General features: G+C 25.8%; 16 protein-coding genes. 3 read left to right on the plus strand and 13 right to left on the minus strand.

Going from position 1 to position 21,402, the window contains the following annotated elements; genetic code table 11:
• The first annotated feature begins 228 nt into the window (after positions 1-228).
• Entirely contained in the window at positions 229-3,408 is a 3,180-nt protein-coding gene (locus tag CDIF1296T_RS11500; RefSeq protein ID WP_009897332.1) for a DEAD/DEAH box helicase, read from the plus strand.
• A gap of 284 nt (positions 3,409-3,692) precedes the next feature.
• Here the strand turns inward: CDIF1296T_RS11500 and CDIF1296T_RS11505 are convergent, their stop codons facing one another.
• The 13 genes from CDIF1296T_RS11505 to CDIF1296T_RS11565 form a co-directional block, all read right to left on the minus strand.
• Positions 3,693-4,457 carry an alpha/beta fold hydrolase gene (locus tag CDIF1296T_RS11505; RefSeq protein WP_009890358.1) on the minus strand — a complete coding sequence of 255 codons (765 nt, stop codon included), beginning with the start codon at positions 4,455-4,457 and terminating at the stop codon, positions 3,693-3,695.
• Positions 4,458-4,612: 155 nt separating this feature from the next.
• Positions 4,613-4,846 (minus strand): hypothetical protein, encoded by a 234-nt coding sequence (locus CDIF1296T_RS11510; protein WP_009897335.1) that lies wholly within the window; start codon positions 4,844-4,846, stop codon positions 4,613-4,615.
• Between the two features lie 73 nt (positions 4,847-4,919).
• Positions 4,920-6,413: a DEAD/DEAH box helicase gene (locus CDIF1296T_RS11515; protein ID WP_009897337.1), complete on the minus strand. Its 1,494-nt coding sequence runs from the start codon at positions 6,411-6,413 to the stop codon at positions 4,920-4,922.
• Between the two features lie 327 nt (positions 6,414-6,740).
• Positions 6,741-7,283, minus strand: a complete 543-nt coding sequence (locus tag CDIF1296T_RS11520; protein ID WP_003433910.1) for an N-acetylmuramoyl-L-alanine amidase — start codon at positions 7,281-7,283, stop codon at positions 6,741-6,743.
• A gap of 289 nt (positions 7,284-7,572) precedes the next feature.
• Positions 7,573-8,520, minus strand: a complete 948-nt coding sequence (locus CDIF1296T_RS11525) for a hypothetical protein (protein ID WP_009897339.1) — start codon at positions 8,518-8,520, stop codon at positions 7,573-7,575.
• Between the two features lie 194 nt (positions 8,521-8,714).
• On the minus strand, positions 8,715-9,038 hold the full coding sequence (locus CDIF1296T_RS11530; RefSeq protein ID WP_009897341.1) for a hypothetical protein: 324 nt from the start codon (positions 9,036-9,038) through the stop codon (positions 8,715-8,717).
• Positions 9,039-9,480: 442 nt separating this feature from the next.
• Complete coding sequence (locus CDIF1296T_RS11535) at positions 9,481-10,374, minus strand: glycoside hydrolase family 73 protein (RefSeq protein WP_009897343.1); 894 nt, start codon at positions 10,372-10,374, stop codon at positions 9,481-9,483.
• A 224-nt stretch (positions 10,375-10,598) separates the two neighbouring features.
• The gene (locus tag CDIF1296T_RS11540) at positions 10,599-12,884 is read right to left on the minus strand and encodes a glycoside hydrolase family 65 protein (RefSeq protein WP_009897345.1); all 2,286 of its coding nucleotides are present in this window, start codon (positions 12,882-12,884) and stop codon (positions 10,599-10,601) included.
• Complete coding sequence (pgmB, locus tag CDIF1296T_RS11545; RefSeq protein WP_003433900.1) at positions 12,881-13,561, minus strand: beta-phosphoglucomutase; 681 nt, start codon at positions 13,559-13,561, stop codon at positions 12,881-12,883. The genes CDIF1296T_RS11540 and pgmB overlap by 4 nt, the downstream gene beginning before the upstream one ends.
• A gap of 224 nt (positions 13,562-13,785) precedes the next feature.
• The gene (locus tag CDIF1296T_RS11550) at positions 13,786-15,669 is read right to left on the minus strand and encodes a glycoside hydrolase family 13 protein (protein WP_009897348.1); all 1,884 of its coding nucleotides are present in this window, start codon (positions 15,667-15,669) and stop codon (positions 13,786-13,788) included.
• Between the two features lie 257 nt (positions 15,670-15,926).
• Complete coding sequence (locus CDIF1296T_RS11555) at positions 15,927-16,748, minus strand: histidinol-phosphatase HisJ family protein (RefSeq protein ID WP_009897350.1); 822 nt, start codon at positions 16,746-16,748, stop codon at positions 15,927-15,929.
• Positions 16,749-16,938: 190 nt separating this feature from the next.
• Positions 16,939-17,292 (minus strand): hypothetical protein, encoded by a 354-nt coding sequence (locus tag CDIF1296T_RS11560; protein ID WP_003433895.1) that lies wholly within the window; start codon positions 17,290-17,292, stop codon positions 16,939-16,941.
• A gap of 41 nt (positions 17,293-17,333) precedes the next feature.
• Entirely contained in the window at positions 17,334-18,776 is a 1,443-nt protein-coding gene (locus CDIF1296T_RS11565; protein ID WP_003433893.1) for a cell wall-binding repeat-containing protein, read from the minus strand.
• Between the two features lie 675 nt (positions 18,777-19,451).
• On the opposite strand from CDIF1296T_RS11565, the gene CDIF1296T_RS11570 reads away from it, so the two are divergent.
• Positions 19,452-20,663, plus strand: coding sequence for an ROK family protein (locus CDIF1296T_RS11570; RefSeq protein WP_009897353.1), 1,212 nt, complete (start codon positions 19,452-19,454; stop codon positions 20,661-20,663).
• Between the two features lie 91 nt (positions 20,664-20,754).
• On the plus strand, positions 20,755-21,270 hold the full coding sequence (locus CDIF1296T_RS11575) for a ferritin (protein WP_009897355.1): 516 nt from the start codon (positions 20,755-20,757) through the stop codon (positions 21,268-21,270).
• The last annotated feature ends 132 nt before the right edge of the window (positions 21,271-21,402 follow it).

The raw sequence follows: 21,402 nt of genomic DNA on the forward strand, positions 1-21,402 counted from the left end.
ATATTTTTAATAATAAGATTTTATATTTATTAATAATCTATTTATATAATTATTTTTCATTCATAGTTTATAAGATAATTCAATAAAAATCTAATAGTAAATTGTTATTTACACATATATTGTGATAGATAAAAGCTATTCATATCTGCCTTAATTTTAGTCTTAAATTTAGAGTGTAAATTGAATGCATTTAGATTATAATATATACAGTGAGGTAAGGTGAATAATATGAAAATAGATATGATATATAAACTAATAAGAAGAAATACAGAACCATCAAGATGGTCAAGAGGTGTAAAATATTATACTAATCAATTAGTTGATTATATAGACATAGATATTGATGACCTACAAAATAACCTGTTGACATTTCGTGGTGGAGTCAATTCTGAAGATAATTATAGCTTTTATTTTAATTCAATAACTATAGATATAAAGCACTTTAAGATAATTGAAAATGATTGTAGTTGCGCTGACTGTCAATCAAAGGGCAAAAGTATTTTTATATGTAAGCATATAGTTGCTATTGTGATAAAAAGCTTAAAACAAATAAAAAATAAAAAAGATGTTCCTCCTATTCTAATAGATATATTAGGTGCAGATAAGGATAAGCTTTCTAATACAAATTCTAAAACCAGCTTAGATTTAAGCAAGCAATTACTTTCTTTGTTAGACAATACTAAAAGAGAAAGGGTTAATTTAGATGTATTGATAAATGTGGATTCAAATAAAGCAATTGCTGAATTTAAAATAGGAATTGATAAAATGTACATTTTAAAAAACATTACTGAATTTGCATATTCAAAACTTAATGGATATGAATTAGATTTTGGGAAGAAATTTACTTACAACCCCAACACTCATTATTTTGCTGATGAAGATGAGAAGTTAGTAGATATTATAGAAGAATATGGGACAAATCTTTCATACAACTTTTCTTCATCACATTCAAAAAAATTTATGGAGATAAATGCAAGCTCTTTAAAACAATTTTTAAATGCTATTAAGTACAAGGATTTTACCCTTATTTTTTCTAAAGAGGAATATCATCCAAAGATATTAAATGATACTCTACCTGTAAGGTTTGATTTTAAAAATATAGAAGATAAAATAGTCTTATATTCTAAAGATTCACTACCTGTTCCACTTACTAAAAAAAATGATGTACTTTTATATGATGGCAATATCTATTTATTATCACATAAAAAAGCTCATGATTATTCAAAAATATATCAAATATTATCAAAGACTAAAGAGTTAAAATTTGATAAAGAGGATTCTAAGGATGTTTTAGGATTGCTAGTTCCTAGATTAAAATCTATATCTCAAGAAGTTCATTTAGATGATAACATAAAAAATAATATAACAAAAGATTTTAAATCTGAGTTCTACTTTGATATGATTGATGGCAACATATGTTGTGATGTAAAGTATATATATGATGATGAAGATAAAAAATTTGTGCTCCCCAACATACAAAAGGAAGCCACTATTGAAAATAAACTTACTTCTTCACAATTTACAAAGGAAAATAATCATTATGTGTTTAAAGGAACTGACCATGACCTATTTACATTTTTAGATTTACAATTAGAATCTCTAAAGGAATTTGGAGATATATATTATTCTGAGAAGTTTAAATTGAAAAAAATATATAACGCTTCATCAATTCAAGCTTCAATCAATCAGACTAACCAGAATTACCTAGAATTTAATTTTAATATATCTGATATAAATCCAAAAGAGTACAAGGATATTTTGAAAGCTTTTCAAGAAAAACGTACTTTTTATAAACTTAAAGATGGAAACTTTATAGATTTATCAGAAAGAGAAACAAAAGATTTTTTTGAATTAGTTGAAAATCTAGATATAATGGATAAATCAAAAAATAATAAAATTCATAAAAATAAAGCTCTATATATAAATGATGTAATACGTAGTAAAAATTTAAAGTTTATAGATGGTAAAAAAGAACTAGACAGTATATGTGAAAAATTTAGAAATTTTGATAGCATAAATTTAGAAATTCCCACAAATTTAAATGCAAACCTTCGTGACTATCAAATAAATGGCCTCAATTGGTTTAAAGTTTTAGATTATTATAAATTTGGTGGTATATTAGCTGATGAAATGGGTCTTGGTAAAACAATACAGACTATTGCATTTTTATTATCATTATCTAATAAAAAAAGTCTTATTGTTACACCGACATCACTCATTTATAATTGGAAAAATGAATTTGAAAAGTTTGCTCCAGATATAAAAGTTTTATTGATACATGGAAATAAAAGAGATAGAGAAAAATGTTTTATGAAATTAGAAAATTTTGATGTAATACTTACAACATATGGTACTCTTAGAAATGATTTAGACAAATATAGTGAAATAAAGTTTGATTATTGTATATTAGACGAAGCTCAAAATATAAAAAATCCAGTAGCTTTAGTAACTGAGTCTGTAAAAAGTATAAATGCAGAAAATAAATTTGCACTCACTGGTACACCTATGGAAAATAATCTACTAGAATTATGGTCTATATTTGATTTTATAATGCCTGGCTATCTATATAGTAAAGCAAAGTTTCAGGAATTGTTTATAAATAAAGAAGATAATGTTAAAAACCTGAAAAAATTGATAAAACCTTTTATTCTTAGAAGAAGTAAAAAACAAGTTATGAAAGAACTTCCAGATAAGATTGAAAAAAACTTTTTTGTTGAATTGAATAAAGAGCAGAAAAAGATATATAGTGTATATTCAAAAGATATACAAGATAAAATGAAAGATAAAAATCTAAAGAAAGATAAAATAGTTATATTTTCTTATTTAACTAAACTAAGACAACTTTGTTTAGACCCAAGTATAGTAGTAAAAGATTACAATAAAAAAAGTTCAAAAATTGAAACATGTTTAGAAATACTTAGGGATAGTATAAACGAAAACCACAAAATATTATTGTTTTCACAATTTACTTCTGTGCTTAAGAACATAAGTAAGGAACTTGATAAGTATAAAATTAAATACCATTATATAGATGGTAAAACTAATGCCAAAGAAAGACTTGAACTTGTAGATGAGTTCAATAATAGTATGGATAAAAAAGTTTTTTTAATATCTTTAAAAGCAGGCGGAACTGGTTTAAATCTTACATCTGCTGACATGGTAATTCACTTTGACCCATGGTGGAATCCATCAGTAGAAAATCAAGCTAGTGATAGAGCTCATAGATTTGGTCAAAAAAATTCAGTACAAGTTATAAAATTGATTGCTAAAGGGACTATAGAAGAAAAAATAATAAAATTACAAGAAAGTAAAAAAGAGCTTATAAATCAATTTATAAATGGAGAACTTTCTAATGAAGGTGTATTAAAAAGTCTATCTGATGAGGAGATAATAAACTTATTTAACTAAATTATTTAATCCTACAGCTTAACTATATAAATTTGTTCTAACATTTATATAGTTAAGCTAAAATATCTGAATAAATAAAATTTAATATTGTTATTTAATCCCAACTTTACAATCTAATGATATCTCTTTCTATACATATTGCATATACAAATGTAATAACTTGACTATTAGAATATTTTGTTTTAACAATACTATTTCATCATAATAATGAAGTATATGTACACTCACTTTTGTAAGTTTTGCAATCCATTTTACAGTTTTCATTATTGTAAATTTTGGTTAAATTATTCCTCTAAAAATTTCTTTGCTACATTTGAAAAATCTAATCCATTCGATAAAATTGCAGGATGACCACCTTTATCAAACAAATACATTTTACCATTTTTAATCTTTTCAAGAAGTAATGAAAAAGTATTTTCAAAAAAATCACTAGATATTAGAGATACAAACTCATCTTCTCTACTTCCTGTTAAAAGCACCTCTGGTTGCATAGTTTCTAGAGGCTTATGAAAAAACTTTCCTATAGTTTTATAATGTTCAAAAATAGCTTCTGTATCATTATCTACAACTTTTTCCCAGTTTTCTCCTTGATTATAAATATAAAAAGCTTTTGCACCATCATCTTGCTTAGATGCTTCACGCTCTATTTTCACATTTTGTACAAATGACTCTAGAGGAACTTCTCCTTCAAAACTATCTGCAATTACCTTATTCACTAAATCAGGTCTCTCAAGTGCAACATTTAATGCAACAAGAGCGCCTCCACTACTACCAATTATGTTTACTTTTTTATAGTTCATTGCTTCTAAAAAACATATCACTTGCATAGCCTCATCAAACCATAAGTCAGCAGAAAATTTATCGACCATTTGAGATTTTCCATGACCTACAAAATCAATTAATATTACTTTATATTCATCTTTATAAAAATCGATTATATCATTAAACATCTTGGAAGAGGCTGTATTTCCATGTAAAAAAAGTAATGGTGTACCATCCCCAATTTCATTATAGTAGCACTGTTTGTCGTTATAGTTAAAATATGCCATATATTTCCCCCCTTTAATATCCCTATAGGTATATATTTATTACTTATATTTAAAATGACTATTCCATTAGCCACTTAAAAATAGTATAACTTAGAATGTAGATAAAATCAACATTCCTTGCTAATTTATCTATTGTTTGTCTAATTTATTATAATTTAACTTCTGTAAAATTTCTTTTTTGTACGAAAATATTCCTTCCATTTACAACAATCATTCAAATGAAGTATAACATGACGAGTAGAAGGCATAAGCAAAATTCCAGCAATATCTTTATTCCCCCAAAAGTCCAACAACCAAATAGAATCTTCATGCTTTATTACTCCTCCAGTCACCAAAATCCTTTCTAAGTCAATTGGAGAGACCTTTCGTTTCATATCTTCAGCTTTCAAATCCTTAACAACTTCTATTGTGTTTTTTGCAACTTCATTTCGATAACAAAGCAATTCATCAATATTGACTAAATTATCGTATATCTCTTTTCACTTTAACCATTTTTTTCTTTATAGGTATCTCCTTATATTTTTTTAATATCAAATCTCCCTTATAATTTAATATATCTACATATGAACATAAATCTTGAACTTCAATTACACCTATATCATCATTAGTTATACCTTTTATATTACTAAATGCACCAACTATATCTAAAACTCTTATTTTCTTCTTCTTACCAGCATTTAAATATAATTTAACAACTTCACTTTCTATATTTAGTTTTATATCTTTACTTTTGTAAGAATTTTTATCAACTTTTTTTCTCTTTGATACTTTTTTTAGGATTCCTTTTGAATATTCTTCAAACAAAACTTTGCCATGTGTAATTCTACTTTTTTCTATATCTTTTAATTCATTTATTTTATATCCTATATACGTTTCTATATTCTCTATATATTTTTCATCCTTTTCAGTTACTATAGTAATTGCCTTTCCACTATTTCCTTTTCTCCCAGTTCTACCTATTCTATGTATATAGTTTTCTTTATCTTGTGGCACATCATAATTTATTACTAAAGAAATATCATCAATATGTATTCCTCTGGACGCTACATCACTACTAACTAATATATTAAATTTTTGGTTTTTAAAATCCTTAATTACAAAAATTCTTCTTTCTTGTGATAAATCTGCATGTAACTCTCTTATTAAAAAACCCTCTTTACTCATCTTGTTATATAATTTAGATACTTTCTCTTTGGTATTACAAAATATTATCACACTCTTTGGATTTTCGCTGTATATTAATTCTTTTAAAAGGATGTACTTCTCTCTTCCATTTGCCTTGATTATTTTGTCATCTATTTGTCTTGTTTTTTGATTAGTATCGCTCTCATTTTCTTCTATATTTATAACACTGTAATCTAGCATATATTTTTCACATATATATTTTATCTCTTCATCTATTGTAGCTGAAAAAAGACTTACTATTTTCTCCTTAGGTAAATTTAATAATATTTTTTCCATTTGTTCAACAAAACCTTTATTAAACATTTTATCTGCCTCATCTATTACTAAATACTTTACATTTTCCAACTTAATAGAACCTCTATTTATATGATCAAGTATTCTGCCTGGAGTAGCTACAACAATATGAACCCTTTGTTTCAATTCAGCTATTTGGTCTTTTATAGATTGTTTGCCAAATATAGCACTACATCTCACCTTCTTTAGTCTCCCTATATCTGATATCTCATCTTTTACTTGCAAGGCTAATTCTCTTGTTGGAACCACTATAAGAGCTTGAATATTATTGTAATCTACATTTATATTCTCGCATAAAGGTATTGCAAAACTTGCTGTCTTTCCACTTCCTGTTTTTGACCTAACTACTAAGTTTTGACCTTTTAATAATTTTGGAATAACTTCTCTTTGTACTCTAGAAGGTATATTATATCCTAAACTCTTCAATGACTTAAGTATCTTTTCATTTAACTTAAATTTTTCAAATGTATATTTCATATATTACCACCTTATTATATTTATCTTATCTATATATTTTTCTACATTATATTATTATAATACAAGGTTCTACTATTTTTATATTATTTATTAGACTGAAGATAAAAATATATACTCTATAAACCTATAGTTTAGTAGCAAATTAATTAAATTTTTATATTTAAATACCTCCTTAAATATACTGATAAATCAATATTTTCAAGGAGGTATCTCTTGTCAATAATCAAACTAATCTATCTTTTGAAAGTTTAAATTATACTAATACATTGTATTTTTATTTATATCTAATATTAAAAGGTATTAATCAATACCTAAATCACCATAATCTCACATATTTATATCTTTATTCAATATACCTTCTGTAATCAATCGTGCTATATAATCATAACCTGATTCATTTGCTTTGTTACAATCATTCACATTATCACAGAAAAAACTTTCAATCTGTATTGCAACTGGATTTGTATTTCTCAATATATATAAATTTTCTCTTTTTTTAGCTCCTCTATTTTCAAATAATTCTCCAAGTCTATTAGATACTCTTTTAGCATATTCTAATCCTTCAGTGCCATAGTAAAGCACTTCTGTACCACATTGTGTTCCATCAGCTTTATTTAAATGTAGCTCTACTAATAAATCGTATTTACCACTGTTTACTTTTGGAACTCTATAGAAAAATTCTTCTCTTTCTGACATAAAGTGCCTTTCTGGACAAATTATTACATCTACTGTATTACCTTGACTTATAAGCATCTCAGCTAACATAGGAGCTAATTTTTTATTATAATTGTATTCATCAACTATACCATTTACACCTGTACTTTTACCACCTTTTAGTATACTATGACCTACTGTTATGCATATTTTCATTTACTTTTTTCACCTTCTTTTAAGCCAATTTTTATATAATAGTAATATAATTTTAAAGTTATTACTAATAATAATATATTAATTGAAGAAGGTAAAAGTTCTCCGTGATTATCATTTTTTTAACATATTTGTCTTATTTTATCATAAATCTATATTTTTTAAATATTATACTATACTTATTATTTATAATTGTTTAATTAATCATTTATATCTATGATAAATATATCAATATCTATTTTCCTTTAACCAAATGCTATTTTAATAAGTTTAAGTTTTAGCTTTAAAATACTTAATAATACAATAAAAGTGATGTATTTACAAATAATTCTTCTGGATTTAATTCATTTATTGATGTATGTTCAATTTTTATATTTATATTTTTCATATCTTCATAAATAATTCCAACTGGAGAACAAATGAAACAAGAAAATCCAAAAGTTTTTGTTATTTTTTTTACCTTATTATCACCAAAACTTATTTGCTTTTTACAATCGTTTATATTTTCATTGTTATTTTGTATATCATTTTTATAATACTTATCTTTTTTAATGTCATTAGACTTATTTACTGTTTTAAAATTACTCCTATTTTTACAACTATAGTCTATTTCAACTTCTATACACCCAAAAACTATCAAGTTACATAATTTCAAATTACTACCTTTGTTTATAAGATTTTTCATAGGTTTAACATCAAATATTTTACTATTTACATTTACTTTTAATATATCTCTTAGATTTTTAGGAGCTTTTAAAGTATTACTTATATTCAATTGTTTGAATACAATTTTATTTACATTAGTATAAACTCTATTACTTTCTATTGATATTCTTGTTGGGAATTTATCTAGATTACACTTATAATAATAGTATATATTAGCACTATTCTTTATAATCCTATGTGCAGAATTTGGTAAAACTACACTCTTAAAAGATATTATTTTTTTACAACTTGCATCTATTCTCCCTATGTAAAAACCTTTCTGTGGGTCTAATCCACGTTTTATAATGCCATTAACTTTTACAGTATTATTTATAAACTCTATATATTTAGAAATATAATCTTTGAAAAATATATTTCCAGTTTTGTACCTACTTGTATTTGTAACAATAATAGTGTAGGTCAAAATCTCAAATACAGATGCACATTTTTTATCAACATATTTTTCTACTTTTATAATACTTCCATTTGCATCATTTGAAAATACATCATTAAAAGTAGTTTTCGTTATTCTCATTGCATCCACCTTTCTATAATTTAAAGATTACTCTATCTTGGAACTATTTTCATAACTTATAATTGCAGTAACACTAATAAATAAATTATCATCTAAAATAGATGAAGTAATATCTTGTATAAGATACTTTAAATTAATTTTATCTTTATTTTCTATCTTTCTAGGCATTTGTATAAATGTACTAAAGGGTATTTTTAATTTAAATGTATTTTTTTACTAGAATTTCTATTTCTTTTATTTCCTGCATAATCTAATATTGCATCAATATCTATATCACCAACTAAAATCAACTTCTTTCCTGTAAGTTGTTCATCTTCTAATGATATACATTCTATAGTATCAACAAGACTTATATTGTTAATATTCATATTGTAAACATATGTCTCTAATGAATTTATTACAGTTTTTTTAGAAGCTAATTTAAAATTTTTATATGTATTAAATTGAGATAAATAAAGAGTCTTTTCTAGTTTTTCACATCTTTCAAGGTTGTATATTACCTTATTATTTTCATACATAATCGCATCAATCTCCCTGTATCTATATATTAATACTATTCATAAAAATTATTTCAAATTACCATTTTTTATTATTCACTATCTAGTTGTTATTTACTTTTAAGAAAGAATCCTTTTTTACTTCATTAATTTCAATTTACAAGTAAAAGTCTTTCTGAAAATTATATATATATCTCTCTATTCACTTTTTTATAAGTAATTATAATTTTTATAGACTAACGGTCAGTCTTAAGGGAAAAGATGTTCTTTAAGTGCAGAATTTAGATAAAGTAAATAATCCTTTTATAAATAATTCCAAGTTTTAACTTAAATAATTTAATTTACAGTATAAAGTAAATTTTGAAAGATAATGATATCGATTTAATAATTAAAAGTAAAAACATGTCAAAATAAGGCTATGATTTTAAAAATCATAGCCTTATCAATAAAAATTTAATCAAAGTTACATTTCACTTTGAATTTCACTGTCTATTAATTGAAGATTATACTGTTGAATTAATTCTATTAGACGAGCTGCATATATACTATTGCCATTTTCATCCTTCGCAGTACTATAACCTGCCTTTTCTAATGCTTTAGCTTGATATATATACGTTTTTGCATCAAATACACCATTGTTTTTATACCTTTTATTTGTGGCTAAAAATTTTGCATGGTCTTTTATAGATTCATTTTTATCATCATATATTCTAAATTTATCATCTATAATTGTATCTAAATGTTCTTTCGTTTCTAAAGTCACTGACTTACCTTTCCAATAAGCGTCAGCCTTTATACCAAATAGATTGTTATATTGTTTTGCCAAAGTTGACTTGCCCCAGCTAGATTCTATTATAGCTTGTGCAATAGTTATAGATGGAAGTATTTTATAATCCTTATAATTTTGTATTGCTTCTGTTTTAATTTCATCAATAAACTTCATATATTTTGTATCAGACTTCAATCTTTCTGGTTTTATACCATAATCCTTAAGATTGTCTATATAATTATCAACCAATCTTTTTTGTCTATTACTAAATTCTAACTCATCCAAAATATCACTTAACTTATTTATTTTATTATTTTTAGAAAAATTCTTAACAAATAAATCTGATACTTCTTGTATCTGTGAATCCTTAACGTTTTTTAAGTTATTTTTATTTAACACAGCAACAATGGAAGCTACATACTTCCAGTTAACTTGTGCATTATTTTTACTTGCTAAATCAGCATATTTTATATACTTACTGACATTTATATCATCCTTTTTTATCTCTCTAGATGAATATTCCTTCACTAATACACCTATTAAAATTGATATTATCAGTATTATAACAATGAATTTTTTATTCTTCATAAATATTGTCCTCCCTTATACTATCTGCTGAATATAATATACCTTACTTTTGTGACATATTCTTTACGAAATTTTGAAGATTTTATGAAGATTTATGAAATATATTTAATTAAAAGCACTACTATTGTTATAATATATAGTTTTCTATCACACAAAATAGTTAAAATAAATAAATAATTAGATAGCTTATTTTAACTATTTATATAATAAAAATATTATTAAATCTATTTATCAATTTTTATACATTTTTCTAATATATATTTTTTCCCATATACAATAATTTTTATTGGTCTACCTTTTAAATTTTCTATTTTAATTAAATCACTACATACATCTACATTAATAATATTATCTCTATAATTTATATTGAAAGAATAATTTTTCCACTCTTTTGGCAACTTAGGGTCAAAAGATAGAGTTTCATTCCATGTTCTCATGCCTGCAAATCCATGTACAATGGAAAGCCATGAACCAGACATTGAAGTTATGTGCAGTCCATCATTTGTATCATTATTGTAATTATCTAAATCAAGCCTAGCTGTTCTTGAATATAATTCATAAGCCTTTTCTAGGTTATCTATTTCTGAGGCAATAATAGAATAAATACTAGAAGATAAAGAAGATTCATGTACAGTATATTTTTCATAGAAGTCAAAATTTCTCTTTTTTTCTTCTTTAGTAAATCTATTTCCAAAATAGTAAATTCCCTGTAATACATCTGCTTGTTTTATAAAACACGACCTAAGAATCTTATCCCAAGACCAATTTTGATTAAGAGGAAAATTTTCTTTTGGTAAATCCTTTACTTCTACAAATTCTTTATCTAAAAAATTATCATTTTGAATTATTATTTGTAGTTCCTCATCATACGGTAGATACATTTTATTTGATATTATTTTCCAAAACTCAACTTCTTCCCTAGTCACATTATTTCTGTCAATACATTCATTACACTCTTTCTCTAATCGTAAGATATTTTCTACAGCATAATCTAAACACCATTTAGCTATATAATTAGTATACCAATTATTATTGATATTGTTTTCATACTCGTTTGGACCTGTTACTCCATGTATCATATACAAATCTTTTTTTGTAGACAAATGAACTCTACTTGCCCAAAATCTAGCTATTTCTATTATTACATCTATTCCTTTTTCTTTTATATATTTATAGTCACCTGTATAATTTGTATAGTTATATATTGCATATACTATACTTCCATTTCGGTGGATTTCCTCAAATGTTATCTCCCATTCATTATGACATTCTACTCCATCAAATGTTACCATTGGATATAAAGCACCTTTAAGCCCTAGTTTTTTTGCATTATCCTTTGCCTGTTCTAACTGATTGTACCTATATTCTAAAAGATTTCTAGTTACCTCCTTATCTGCTACACCTAGATATACTGGAACACAAAACGCTTCTGTATCCCAATAAGTAGCTCCTCCATACTTTTCACCAGTAAATCCTTTTGGACCTATATTTAATCGCGAATCTTCTCCATAATATGTTGAAAATAGTTGGAATAAATTATATCTTATACCTTGTTGGCTACTTTTATCTCCATTTATTTTTACATCTGCACTTTCCCATCTTTTATTCCACAACTTTGTATGTTCATTTAATATATCATCATAACTTTTAGATAGTTCTCTATTTAAAATGTCTTCACATTTTCTTAATAGCTCACTTTCCTTATAATCTCTAGTTGAAGTTATAGATACATATTTTTCTATACTTGCAACCTCATTTTTTAAAACATCCATTGTTATCGAATTTTCACAGTAATTATAATCACTCTCATGAGATACAGCTTCTACATCACCATTTGTCTTAATATACATCATTGAACCCACAGTGAATACTGGTGTATTAAATGCATTCTCCTTTGTTCGAGAAAGAATACTACCTTTATATTCTAAAGAACTTGAAGAAATTCCATTCCAAAACTTTTCATCATAGTTTGAATCTTCATTTTTTATATTTGAATCTAAATATGGTACAAATTTTATTTTAGTATTAGAATTTAATGATTTTATACTGTATTTAATTACTGCAAGTTCCTTAACAGATATACTTAAAAACCTAGCAACCCTAACTTCAAATTTTTTATCATTTATATTTACAATAAACCTACGATTTAAAATACCATTTTTCATATCTAATTCTCTATAAAAATCTTCTACTTTACATTTTGCTAAATCTAATTCTACATCATCTATGAAAATTCTTACACCTATATAGTTGACTGAATTAGGAATTTTACCAAAGTATTCTGGATACCCATTTTTCCACCAACCAACACGAGTTTTGTCTGGAAACCATACTCCAGCTATATAAGACCCCTTGTGTGTATCTCCACTATAATTTTCCTCATAGTTTCCTCTCATACCCATATATCCATTGCCTATACTCATTATGGACTCTGCTAATCTATTTTCTTTGATTTCAATCTTATCTTGTATAATCTTCCACTCATCTACATTACTAAATAAACATTTCATATAATTCTCCTAACTATATACTCATTATACTTTTCTTGTATATATTCAAACTTTAATTGATTTGTTGAATCTACAACTAAATTTGCTTTTTTTAAGTTTTCATAATTTCCAACACCAACAGAAAACATATTAGCTGAGTTTATAGCGTCTATACCTGCACTTGCATCCTCTATCCCTATGCAATTTTGTGGATTTACATTAAGCCCTTTCGCTGACATAAGAAATATCTCTGGATGTGGTTTATTGTTTTTACATTTTCCTGCATCAGCTATAAAATCAAATTTGTCACTTATACCCAAATGATTTAATACATTTATTGCATTCTTACTTGCAGAAGATAGACCTATCTTTATATTATTAGATTTTACATCAATTAACAAGCTTTCTATACCTGGCAAAATATCATTTGAAGTTATCTCATCTATCAATGATACATAGTAATTATTTTTTTCTTCAGCCATTCTCACTTTTTCTTCTTCTGAAAATGAATATTTCTTATTTCCAAATTCTAATATCCTGTCCAATGACTCCATTCTACTTATGCCTTTTAAAGATTCATTAAATTTTGTGTCTATATCTATCCCAACTTTATGGGCTAGTTTTCTCCAAGCCATATAGTGATAATATGCAGTATCTGTAATTACACCATCTAAATCAAATATAAATGCTTCAATCATTCTTATTTCCTCTTTCTACAAGAAATTTTTAGACTAATAATCAATTTATTTTCTATCTTGTATTTAAGATATTATTTATAAAATTATCTACTCTAACTCAGTCTTTAATTTAAAATCTACTTTCAATTCACTCACTTGTAGACCATATTTTTTTATCGTTTATAAAGACTTATTTAAACTGTATAATAATTTAACATGAAATCTAAAATAAATACTTTTTTGTATTATTTTAAAATAATGAACTTGTATTTCTCTAACATTAGTTCTTCTTTTAAATCAACTATTTCTTCTTCATATAAATCTTTTACTTTTTTATTTGCTAAATAATCTGGTAACGTCAAAATTATATTTTTAGATGAATTATTTATTATTATAGAAATAGATTCTTTTTTCAATATAATCGTTCCATTTTCCTTATCTGCTAACACCCATTCATTTGATATAGACCTAAGTTCTTTATTTTCTTTACGAAGTCTAATAATCTTCTTCATAAAATCAAATATATCCTTATTCCATTTTTCTTCATTCCATTCCATACATTTTCTTTGACCTTCAGATATTGAACTTAATTCTCCTTCCATTCCGATTTCATCACCATAGTATATACAAGGACATCCTGTTTGTACAAACATAAACATATATGCAAGTTTAAATCTATCAATATTTCCATTAGCATAAGTCAATATTCTTGTAGTATCGTGACTTCCAAGTAAATTAAAAATAACTTCACTAACTTGTATTGGATAACTTACCATTACATCATTTATCATATACTTAAATTCTTCGGCGTTTATCTCATCTGTACAAAAGAATTTTTTCATGGCTTCTGACATCAAGTAATTCATAACTGAATCAAATTGGTCACCCATTAGCCATGGTAAACTACCATGCCAAATTTCTCCCAATATATAAATGTCTGGTTTTACTTTTTTGACTTCTTCTCTAAACTTTCTCCAAAAAACATGGTCTACTTCATTTGAAACATCTAATCTCCACGCATCTATATCAAATTCCTGTATCCAGTACTTGCCTACATCCAATAAATATTTTATTACTTCTGAATTTTCTGTATTAAGTTTAGGCATATATTTTTCACACCCAAAGGTTTCATAAGGTATATTTTTTTCATCTATTTGTTCTATTGGAGTATCAATTTTACTCATATCTTTTATATAAAACCAGTTTTTATATCGAGAATTTTCCTTATTTTGAACTACATCTTGCCACTGTTTAGAATAATATCCTATATGATTAAAAACAGCATCCAACATTATTTTTATATTTCTCTTATGCGCTTCTTCTATTAGTTTTTTTAAAGTCTCTTTATCTCCTAATGTAGGGTCTACCTCCATATAATCTACCGTATCATATCTATGATTGGTTTTTCCAATTGTAATAGGGCAAAAGTAAATTCCGTTTATTCCCAAATCACTCAAATAATCTAAGTGTTCTATCACACCTTGTAAATCTCCACCTGTAAAATTATCTCTGGTTGGAATAGCTCCCCATTTATCTACTCCTTCTGGGTTTATAGACGGGTCACCATTTGCAAATCTATCTGGAAATATCTGATACCAAACAGTATCTTTCACCCAATTTGGCACTTTAGGTATATCTATATAATTTAAATATGGATATCCAAAAAAATTACCTATTTCACATAATTCCTTTTCATCATTTTCATTTCCCAACTCTATTATTCTTTTTTCTGTAAATAAAAGTTTTTCCTCTTGACCTTCTATTATAAAGCCATATCGTGAGCGTTTATTTAAAGGCTTACACTTAGCTATCCAATAGTCAAATAATTCAGTTTCTACTTCTTTACTCATTACTATATTTGTTCCACCAGACCAACCAACTCCAGATGCATTTAAATTTCCTCCTCCTGCACCTCCTTTATCCCACACATATTGGTCTCCTATTCGTAAAATTACTCTTTTCGCTTCATTTTTTTTAGTTCTAAGTCTTATATGTAGTGTTTCTCTATCATAACCATAGGCATAATTGCTCATTGGTATATGTAATATAGCTTCTTTTGTTAAACTATTTTGAATTGTTCCTTTGATTTGATTACTTAAAGTTATATTTTCTTTATTTTTATTAGACATTTTAAAATTTCCCTCCTTTATAATAATTTATATAATCTAAAGATAGGTTAATATATTTTACTATTATATCACAATAAAAATATATAATAGTAAAATATATCAACAATAAACTATTCAATTTAAAATAAGCTATACTATTTAAATTTAATTCTATTTAGTTATTTTAGCAAAATAAAAACCTCTAGTATTTTTCTAGAGGATACAATATTATAACTATTAACTTTTTAACTATCCATTAATTTACTTCAAAACACACTCTAAGCTATATTGTTAGATTTAACTTTTTCTATATTTACAAAATAAGTTTCTCTTTCTTTAAATAAAGATACATATTTAAAGTCAAGATACTTAAGCATATCATAGGCCACATCAAAATCTTTGCATATATCTTCTACCCTATGAGAATCAGAACCTACAGTAACTATAAATCCTCCAAGTTCTTTATATCTTTTTAGAATATCTTCATTTGGATGTATAGCATTTAGTCCATATCTATAACCAGAAGTATTTAGCTCTATACCACTCCCATTATTGATTATTGACTTTAAGACCTCATCAATAACATCTTTAAAGTCATTGTATATAACTCTATTATCTGAATATATTCCATACCTAGATATATAATCCAAATGACCATATATATTGTAATCTCCAAATTCACGATTAGTTTCAAGTATGCTATTAAAATATTTATAATACGCATCTTCTTTGCTAAGACCTTTAAAATACGCCTTTGATGGAACAGGTACATTGTCAATTGTATGAGTTGAGCACAATACAAAATCAAAAGGATTAGAATTTATTATTTCTTCTATTTCATTTTTTAGATGTTTTCTGTAACCCACTTCAACACCTAGTAATAACTCTATGTCCTTTTTATATTTTTCTTTAAACTTATTAAATACTGGAACATAGTCATTATAATTTATGCAAAATCCTCTATCTTCATCATGTTCTAAATGGTCTGTAAAAGTCAAATATCTAACACCAATACTTATAGCTTTTTTTATTGTATCTTCCATGGAATCCTTTCCATCACTTGAAAAATTAGTATGAATATGATTATCTATTAAATTCATATTATCCCTCCCTTTATTTTATCTATCTTAATTATACAACAAGTTTATTGTATACACTTGTTAAAAGAAAATTATAATGGTTAAATTTTATTTACATACTTTTATTTTTACAAAAAAGAGAAGCACCTATTTCTGATTTTAGAAAATCATTAAGGATACTTCTCTTAATGTTACTTTTATATACTTCAATTTAATTTTTAAAAGTCTTAATTTTGTAATAGAGTTTAGCTGTTATATGTCCAATCATATAAAAAGCTGTATAAAGTAAAACATATATATATGCAGAATCATTTAAAAATATATACATTAATACTATATAAGTTACTAAAGACACAATAAGAGATAAAATCCAATTAGTCTTATTTAATACACAAATTATCCCTTGTATCAAAAAAGAAATTGGAAAAATCAAAACCATTCCCACAACAAAAATACTTTTAGATTGAATATCTGGAATATTAAATATATCTGTAGCAAAAGTTAAAAACATTAGCACCATTATGACTGTAGGAAATATGATACTAAAAATATTACTCTTTTTCATAATAATCAATCCTTATTTATTGGATATTTGATAATCTTCAATTATTTTGTTGCCTCAATTTCTCCCATCATTCTTACTAAATCTTGTCCATATTGACCTCCAGCCCAATTATTAGATAAACTTTCAACTGTTTTAGCCTTACCAAATAAAGATTTTTCATGTCTAGGGTCTACTGGATTTGAAAGTGGGTAACCATCTTGTCCTGCATATAAGCATAAATGTTGAATTTGAGCTAATATTCCTTCTTCCCAAGTATCAAATCTTGAATGGGCATTCTTATCAGTATCAGAACCACCTACAGAAGTTTTAAGTCCACAAGGATTCTTAAATGATGCATCTAATACTCCACCAAAATTACAAAAACCAGTTTCTTTTGCAGATTGAGCTACTGCCAAAACAGGATTAACACCTTCCTGAACAGCAGTATCATATAATATTGGTATTAACTCTATAAATAAATCATTAGCTTTTTTAGATTTTGCCCATTTTAAGCACGCTTCTAAACTAGCTGTTGGCTGACCTAATATGCTTGTCTCATTTTTCATAGGTGACTCACCTTTTGTAGACGAATCGCCATTATTTTGTGCAGCAGAAACACACTTATTATACACACTGTCACTTATTGAACCTAATCTAGTAATCTTATCTGCTCCTGCTAATATAGACTTATCACTACTTTCTGACACCAATACAATTGGATTTTCCTTAGCAATTGTAGAACCTGTAAGTGCATTTACTAAATCATATCCATCACTCAAATAAAATTCTGATGCATCTGGATAAAACTCTTTTATAACTTTCTTATTTGTATCATATCTATCTGAACCACCAAGTCTTTTAGCATTAGTTTTATTAACTAAACTAGTGCTCATTGATATACTCCCACCTACTGCATATGTTTTTACATTACTTGTTGAAAAAGGCACACTCTTTCCATCTGTAAGTACTATAGGAGCTATATCTCTTACTGATACAGGTGCAGCACTTATTGTATCTGCTTCTCCTTTATATGCATTAGTTAATATCACTTCATCAACTTTTTTGATACCATTTACCTCTTTAGCAACACTATAACTAGTCTTTATTCTGTCATCTCCACCCAATCTAGTTACCTGTGCCCCTGTGTTTTTTAGTTCAGTTTCTACTGACTTACTTATTGATAATTCTTTACCTATTATGTATATCTTTTTAACATTTTTTAATCTTTGTTTTGTTTCATTTGGTATCTTATTTTTTTGTGCAAGCAAAATTGGAGCATCAACAGCACCTGCAAGACCACTTGCTGAAAGACCATCTGCTATAGAATTATCCATATTTACCATAATTGCTGTATCATAACTCTTTTTATCTGCTATTAATCCAGCCGTCTCATATATATTGTTACCTTTAATTGTATCTGATGTTAATGCATCTACATTAGGTACATTTATTAGAAATATAGCTAATGTTAAACCTAATGCTAAAACTCTTCTAATTGTTCTCATATTCTTCCCCCTTGATATATCAAGTTTAATTCAAAAATGACTATAACATAGTATTACATCTACGCTATAGTCATTTATTATAATTTAATAATTATATATTTGTTATTATATCATAAATTACAAAAAGTTTCCATAATATTGTATAGATTAAAGGAAAAATTTACATTTTAGTTACAATTTACTAGATTTTTGTTCTAATGTACCTATATTTAGTAACAATTTGTAATAAAAATCGATATCTATATTACATATTTAATTCACTGTTTTACAAAATGAAATTTTATTGTATACAATAAATAGATTATATGTTTACATAATCTATATTATTTTTAAGTAAATCTTTTATCAATATTATTAAGAATATATATTACATCAAGTTTATTACGTGCAAACCACTATCAACTTAAATACCTAAGGTAACACTTGAAGTAGTAGATTCTTGGTAACAATAATTATTGCTATCATTATCTTTTTTTAATTAAGTATTTACTATTTATATATCAATCTACTTTTCACTTTTAATTTAATTCTAACATTTTTTTATATATTTTATGATATATAATGTGATATATTCTAATTAATGATATTTTCAAGTAAAAAAATGTTACTCTATTATAAGGTGATAGTATACTTGAAAATAAATAAAACACTTAACTTTATTTAAGGAGATTTATGATGAGTAACAAACAAGGTTCTAACATCAAAGATGTAAAAATTAAAAATAAGTTAATAATATTGAAATTACTTTCTACAAATACACCTATGTCCAGAGTTGATTTAGCTAAGTCTACAGGACTTACTAAAATGACTTTATCAAATCTAGTTACTGAACTTATTAATGAAAATATGATTAGGGAAATAGAGTCATCAACTTTAAATGCACATTCATCAGGTCGTAAACCCATTTTATTAGATATTTCTAATATATCGCCTTGTATTTGTGGAATCCTAATAAGAAGAAATATATGTAAGGTAATTATTTCAGATTTAAAAGGTAATATTGTAAAACAACTTTCTGAAACTTACCCTAAATGTCTATCAAATGATGTTTTAAAAGATATAATAAAAAGAATGTTTACTAAAATAATGAAAATCAACAAGAGAGATATAATTGGAATTGGTATTTCTTCAATAGGTCCAGTAGATGATATAAATGGTACCATACTAAATCCCCCAGATTTTGGAAATGTATCAAACCTAAATATAGTAGATTTTATAAAAGAAATGTCTGATTTGCCAATATTTTTGATAAATGATGCTAATTCGGGTGCATTAGCAGAAAAAATGTATGGTTTAGGTAAAAATATATCAAATTATATATACCTACACATAATGAATGGTATTGGAGCTGGTCTAGTTCTAGAAAATAAACTTCATACTGGCAACCTAGGACAAAGTGGAGAAATAGGACATACATCAATTAATTTTAGTGGACCATTGTGCAGTTGTGGTAACAATGGATGTTTAGATTATTATACAAGTGTCAGTAATCTAATTAAAAGAATTGAATCATTGAGCCATATTTATCCTAACTCCCCATTAATTAACTGTAAAGATTTTTCTTTAGTCAAGTTAATAGATGAGGCAAATAATAAAGATAGTCTTGCCATGTTTTTGCTTGATGAATTTTGTACATACGTATCATATGCATTAGTTAATACACTTACATTGATTGATTGTAGTTCTATAATAATAGGCTATGACTTTAATATACCTGGTACATTTATAGAAAATACATTATTAAAAAAATTGACTGCTTCAGCAAGTTTTTCTAAATATAAAAAAATAAGTGTAAGGCATTCAAATTTTGGAGCAAATGCACCATTAATTGGCTCTATAGCCATTGTAAGTTATAATTTTTTTAATGGTAGTATAAATTTTTATTAAATATGTAAAATATTTAAACACTTTTATTGAATATTTTTCCATTTAATATTATTATATTTTATAAGAGCATTTAAAATTTGGAGGTATAAAAATGATTTCAGCTAAAATGGAAAAATTACTTAATGAGCAGATTAACCATGAATTATATTCTGCGTATCTTTATCTTTCTATGTCTTCTTACCTTGAAGCAGAAGGACTTAAAGGATTTTCTAATTGGTTTTATGTTCAATATAAAGAAGAGACAGACCACGCTATGTTTTTTTACAAATACTTACATAATGTAGGAGGAAAGGTTCAACTTGATGCTATCCCAATGCCAGATTCAGACTTTACTTCTGCAATGGATATTCTTGAGCGTACGTTAGCTCATGAAAAAAAGGTTACAGCTTTAATAAACAACTTAGCATCTGTAGCAAACTCTGAATCAGACTTTAGAACTTCTCAATTCTTACTTTGGTTTATATCTGAACAAGCAGAAGAAGAGACAAATTGTGAAGACAATATAAAACGTGTTAAACTTGCCGGAGAGGGTGGTCTATTCTTTGTTGACCAAGAATTTGCTAATCGTACATATGCAGCTCCAACAAACCCACCTGTGACAATATAACGTTTAAAAATTTTTAATATAATAAAGAAGGTGTTTTAATGAAAATCAAGATTGATTCTTATCATTAAAACACCTTTTATTATTCGTTTTATACGTAGTATTTTATTGTTTATACAGTGCTATTTCACAATG

The sequence above is a fragment of the Clostridioides difficile ATCC 9689 = DSM 1296 genome (assembly GCF_001077535.1).
Taxonomy (GTDB): domain Bacteria; phylum Bacillota; class Clostridia; order Peptostreptococcales; family Peptostreptococcaceae; genus Clostridioides; species Clostridioides difficile.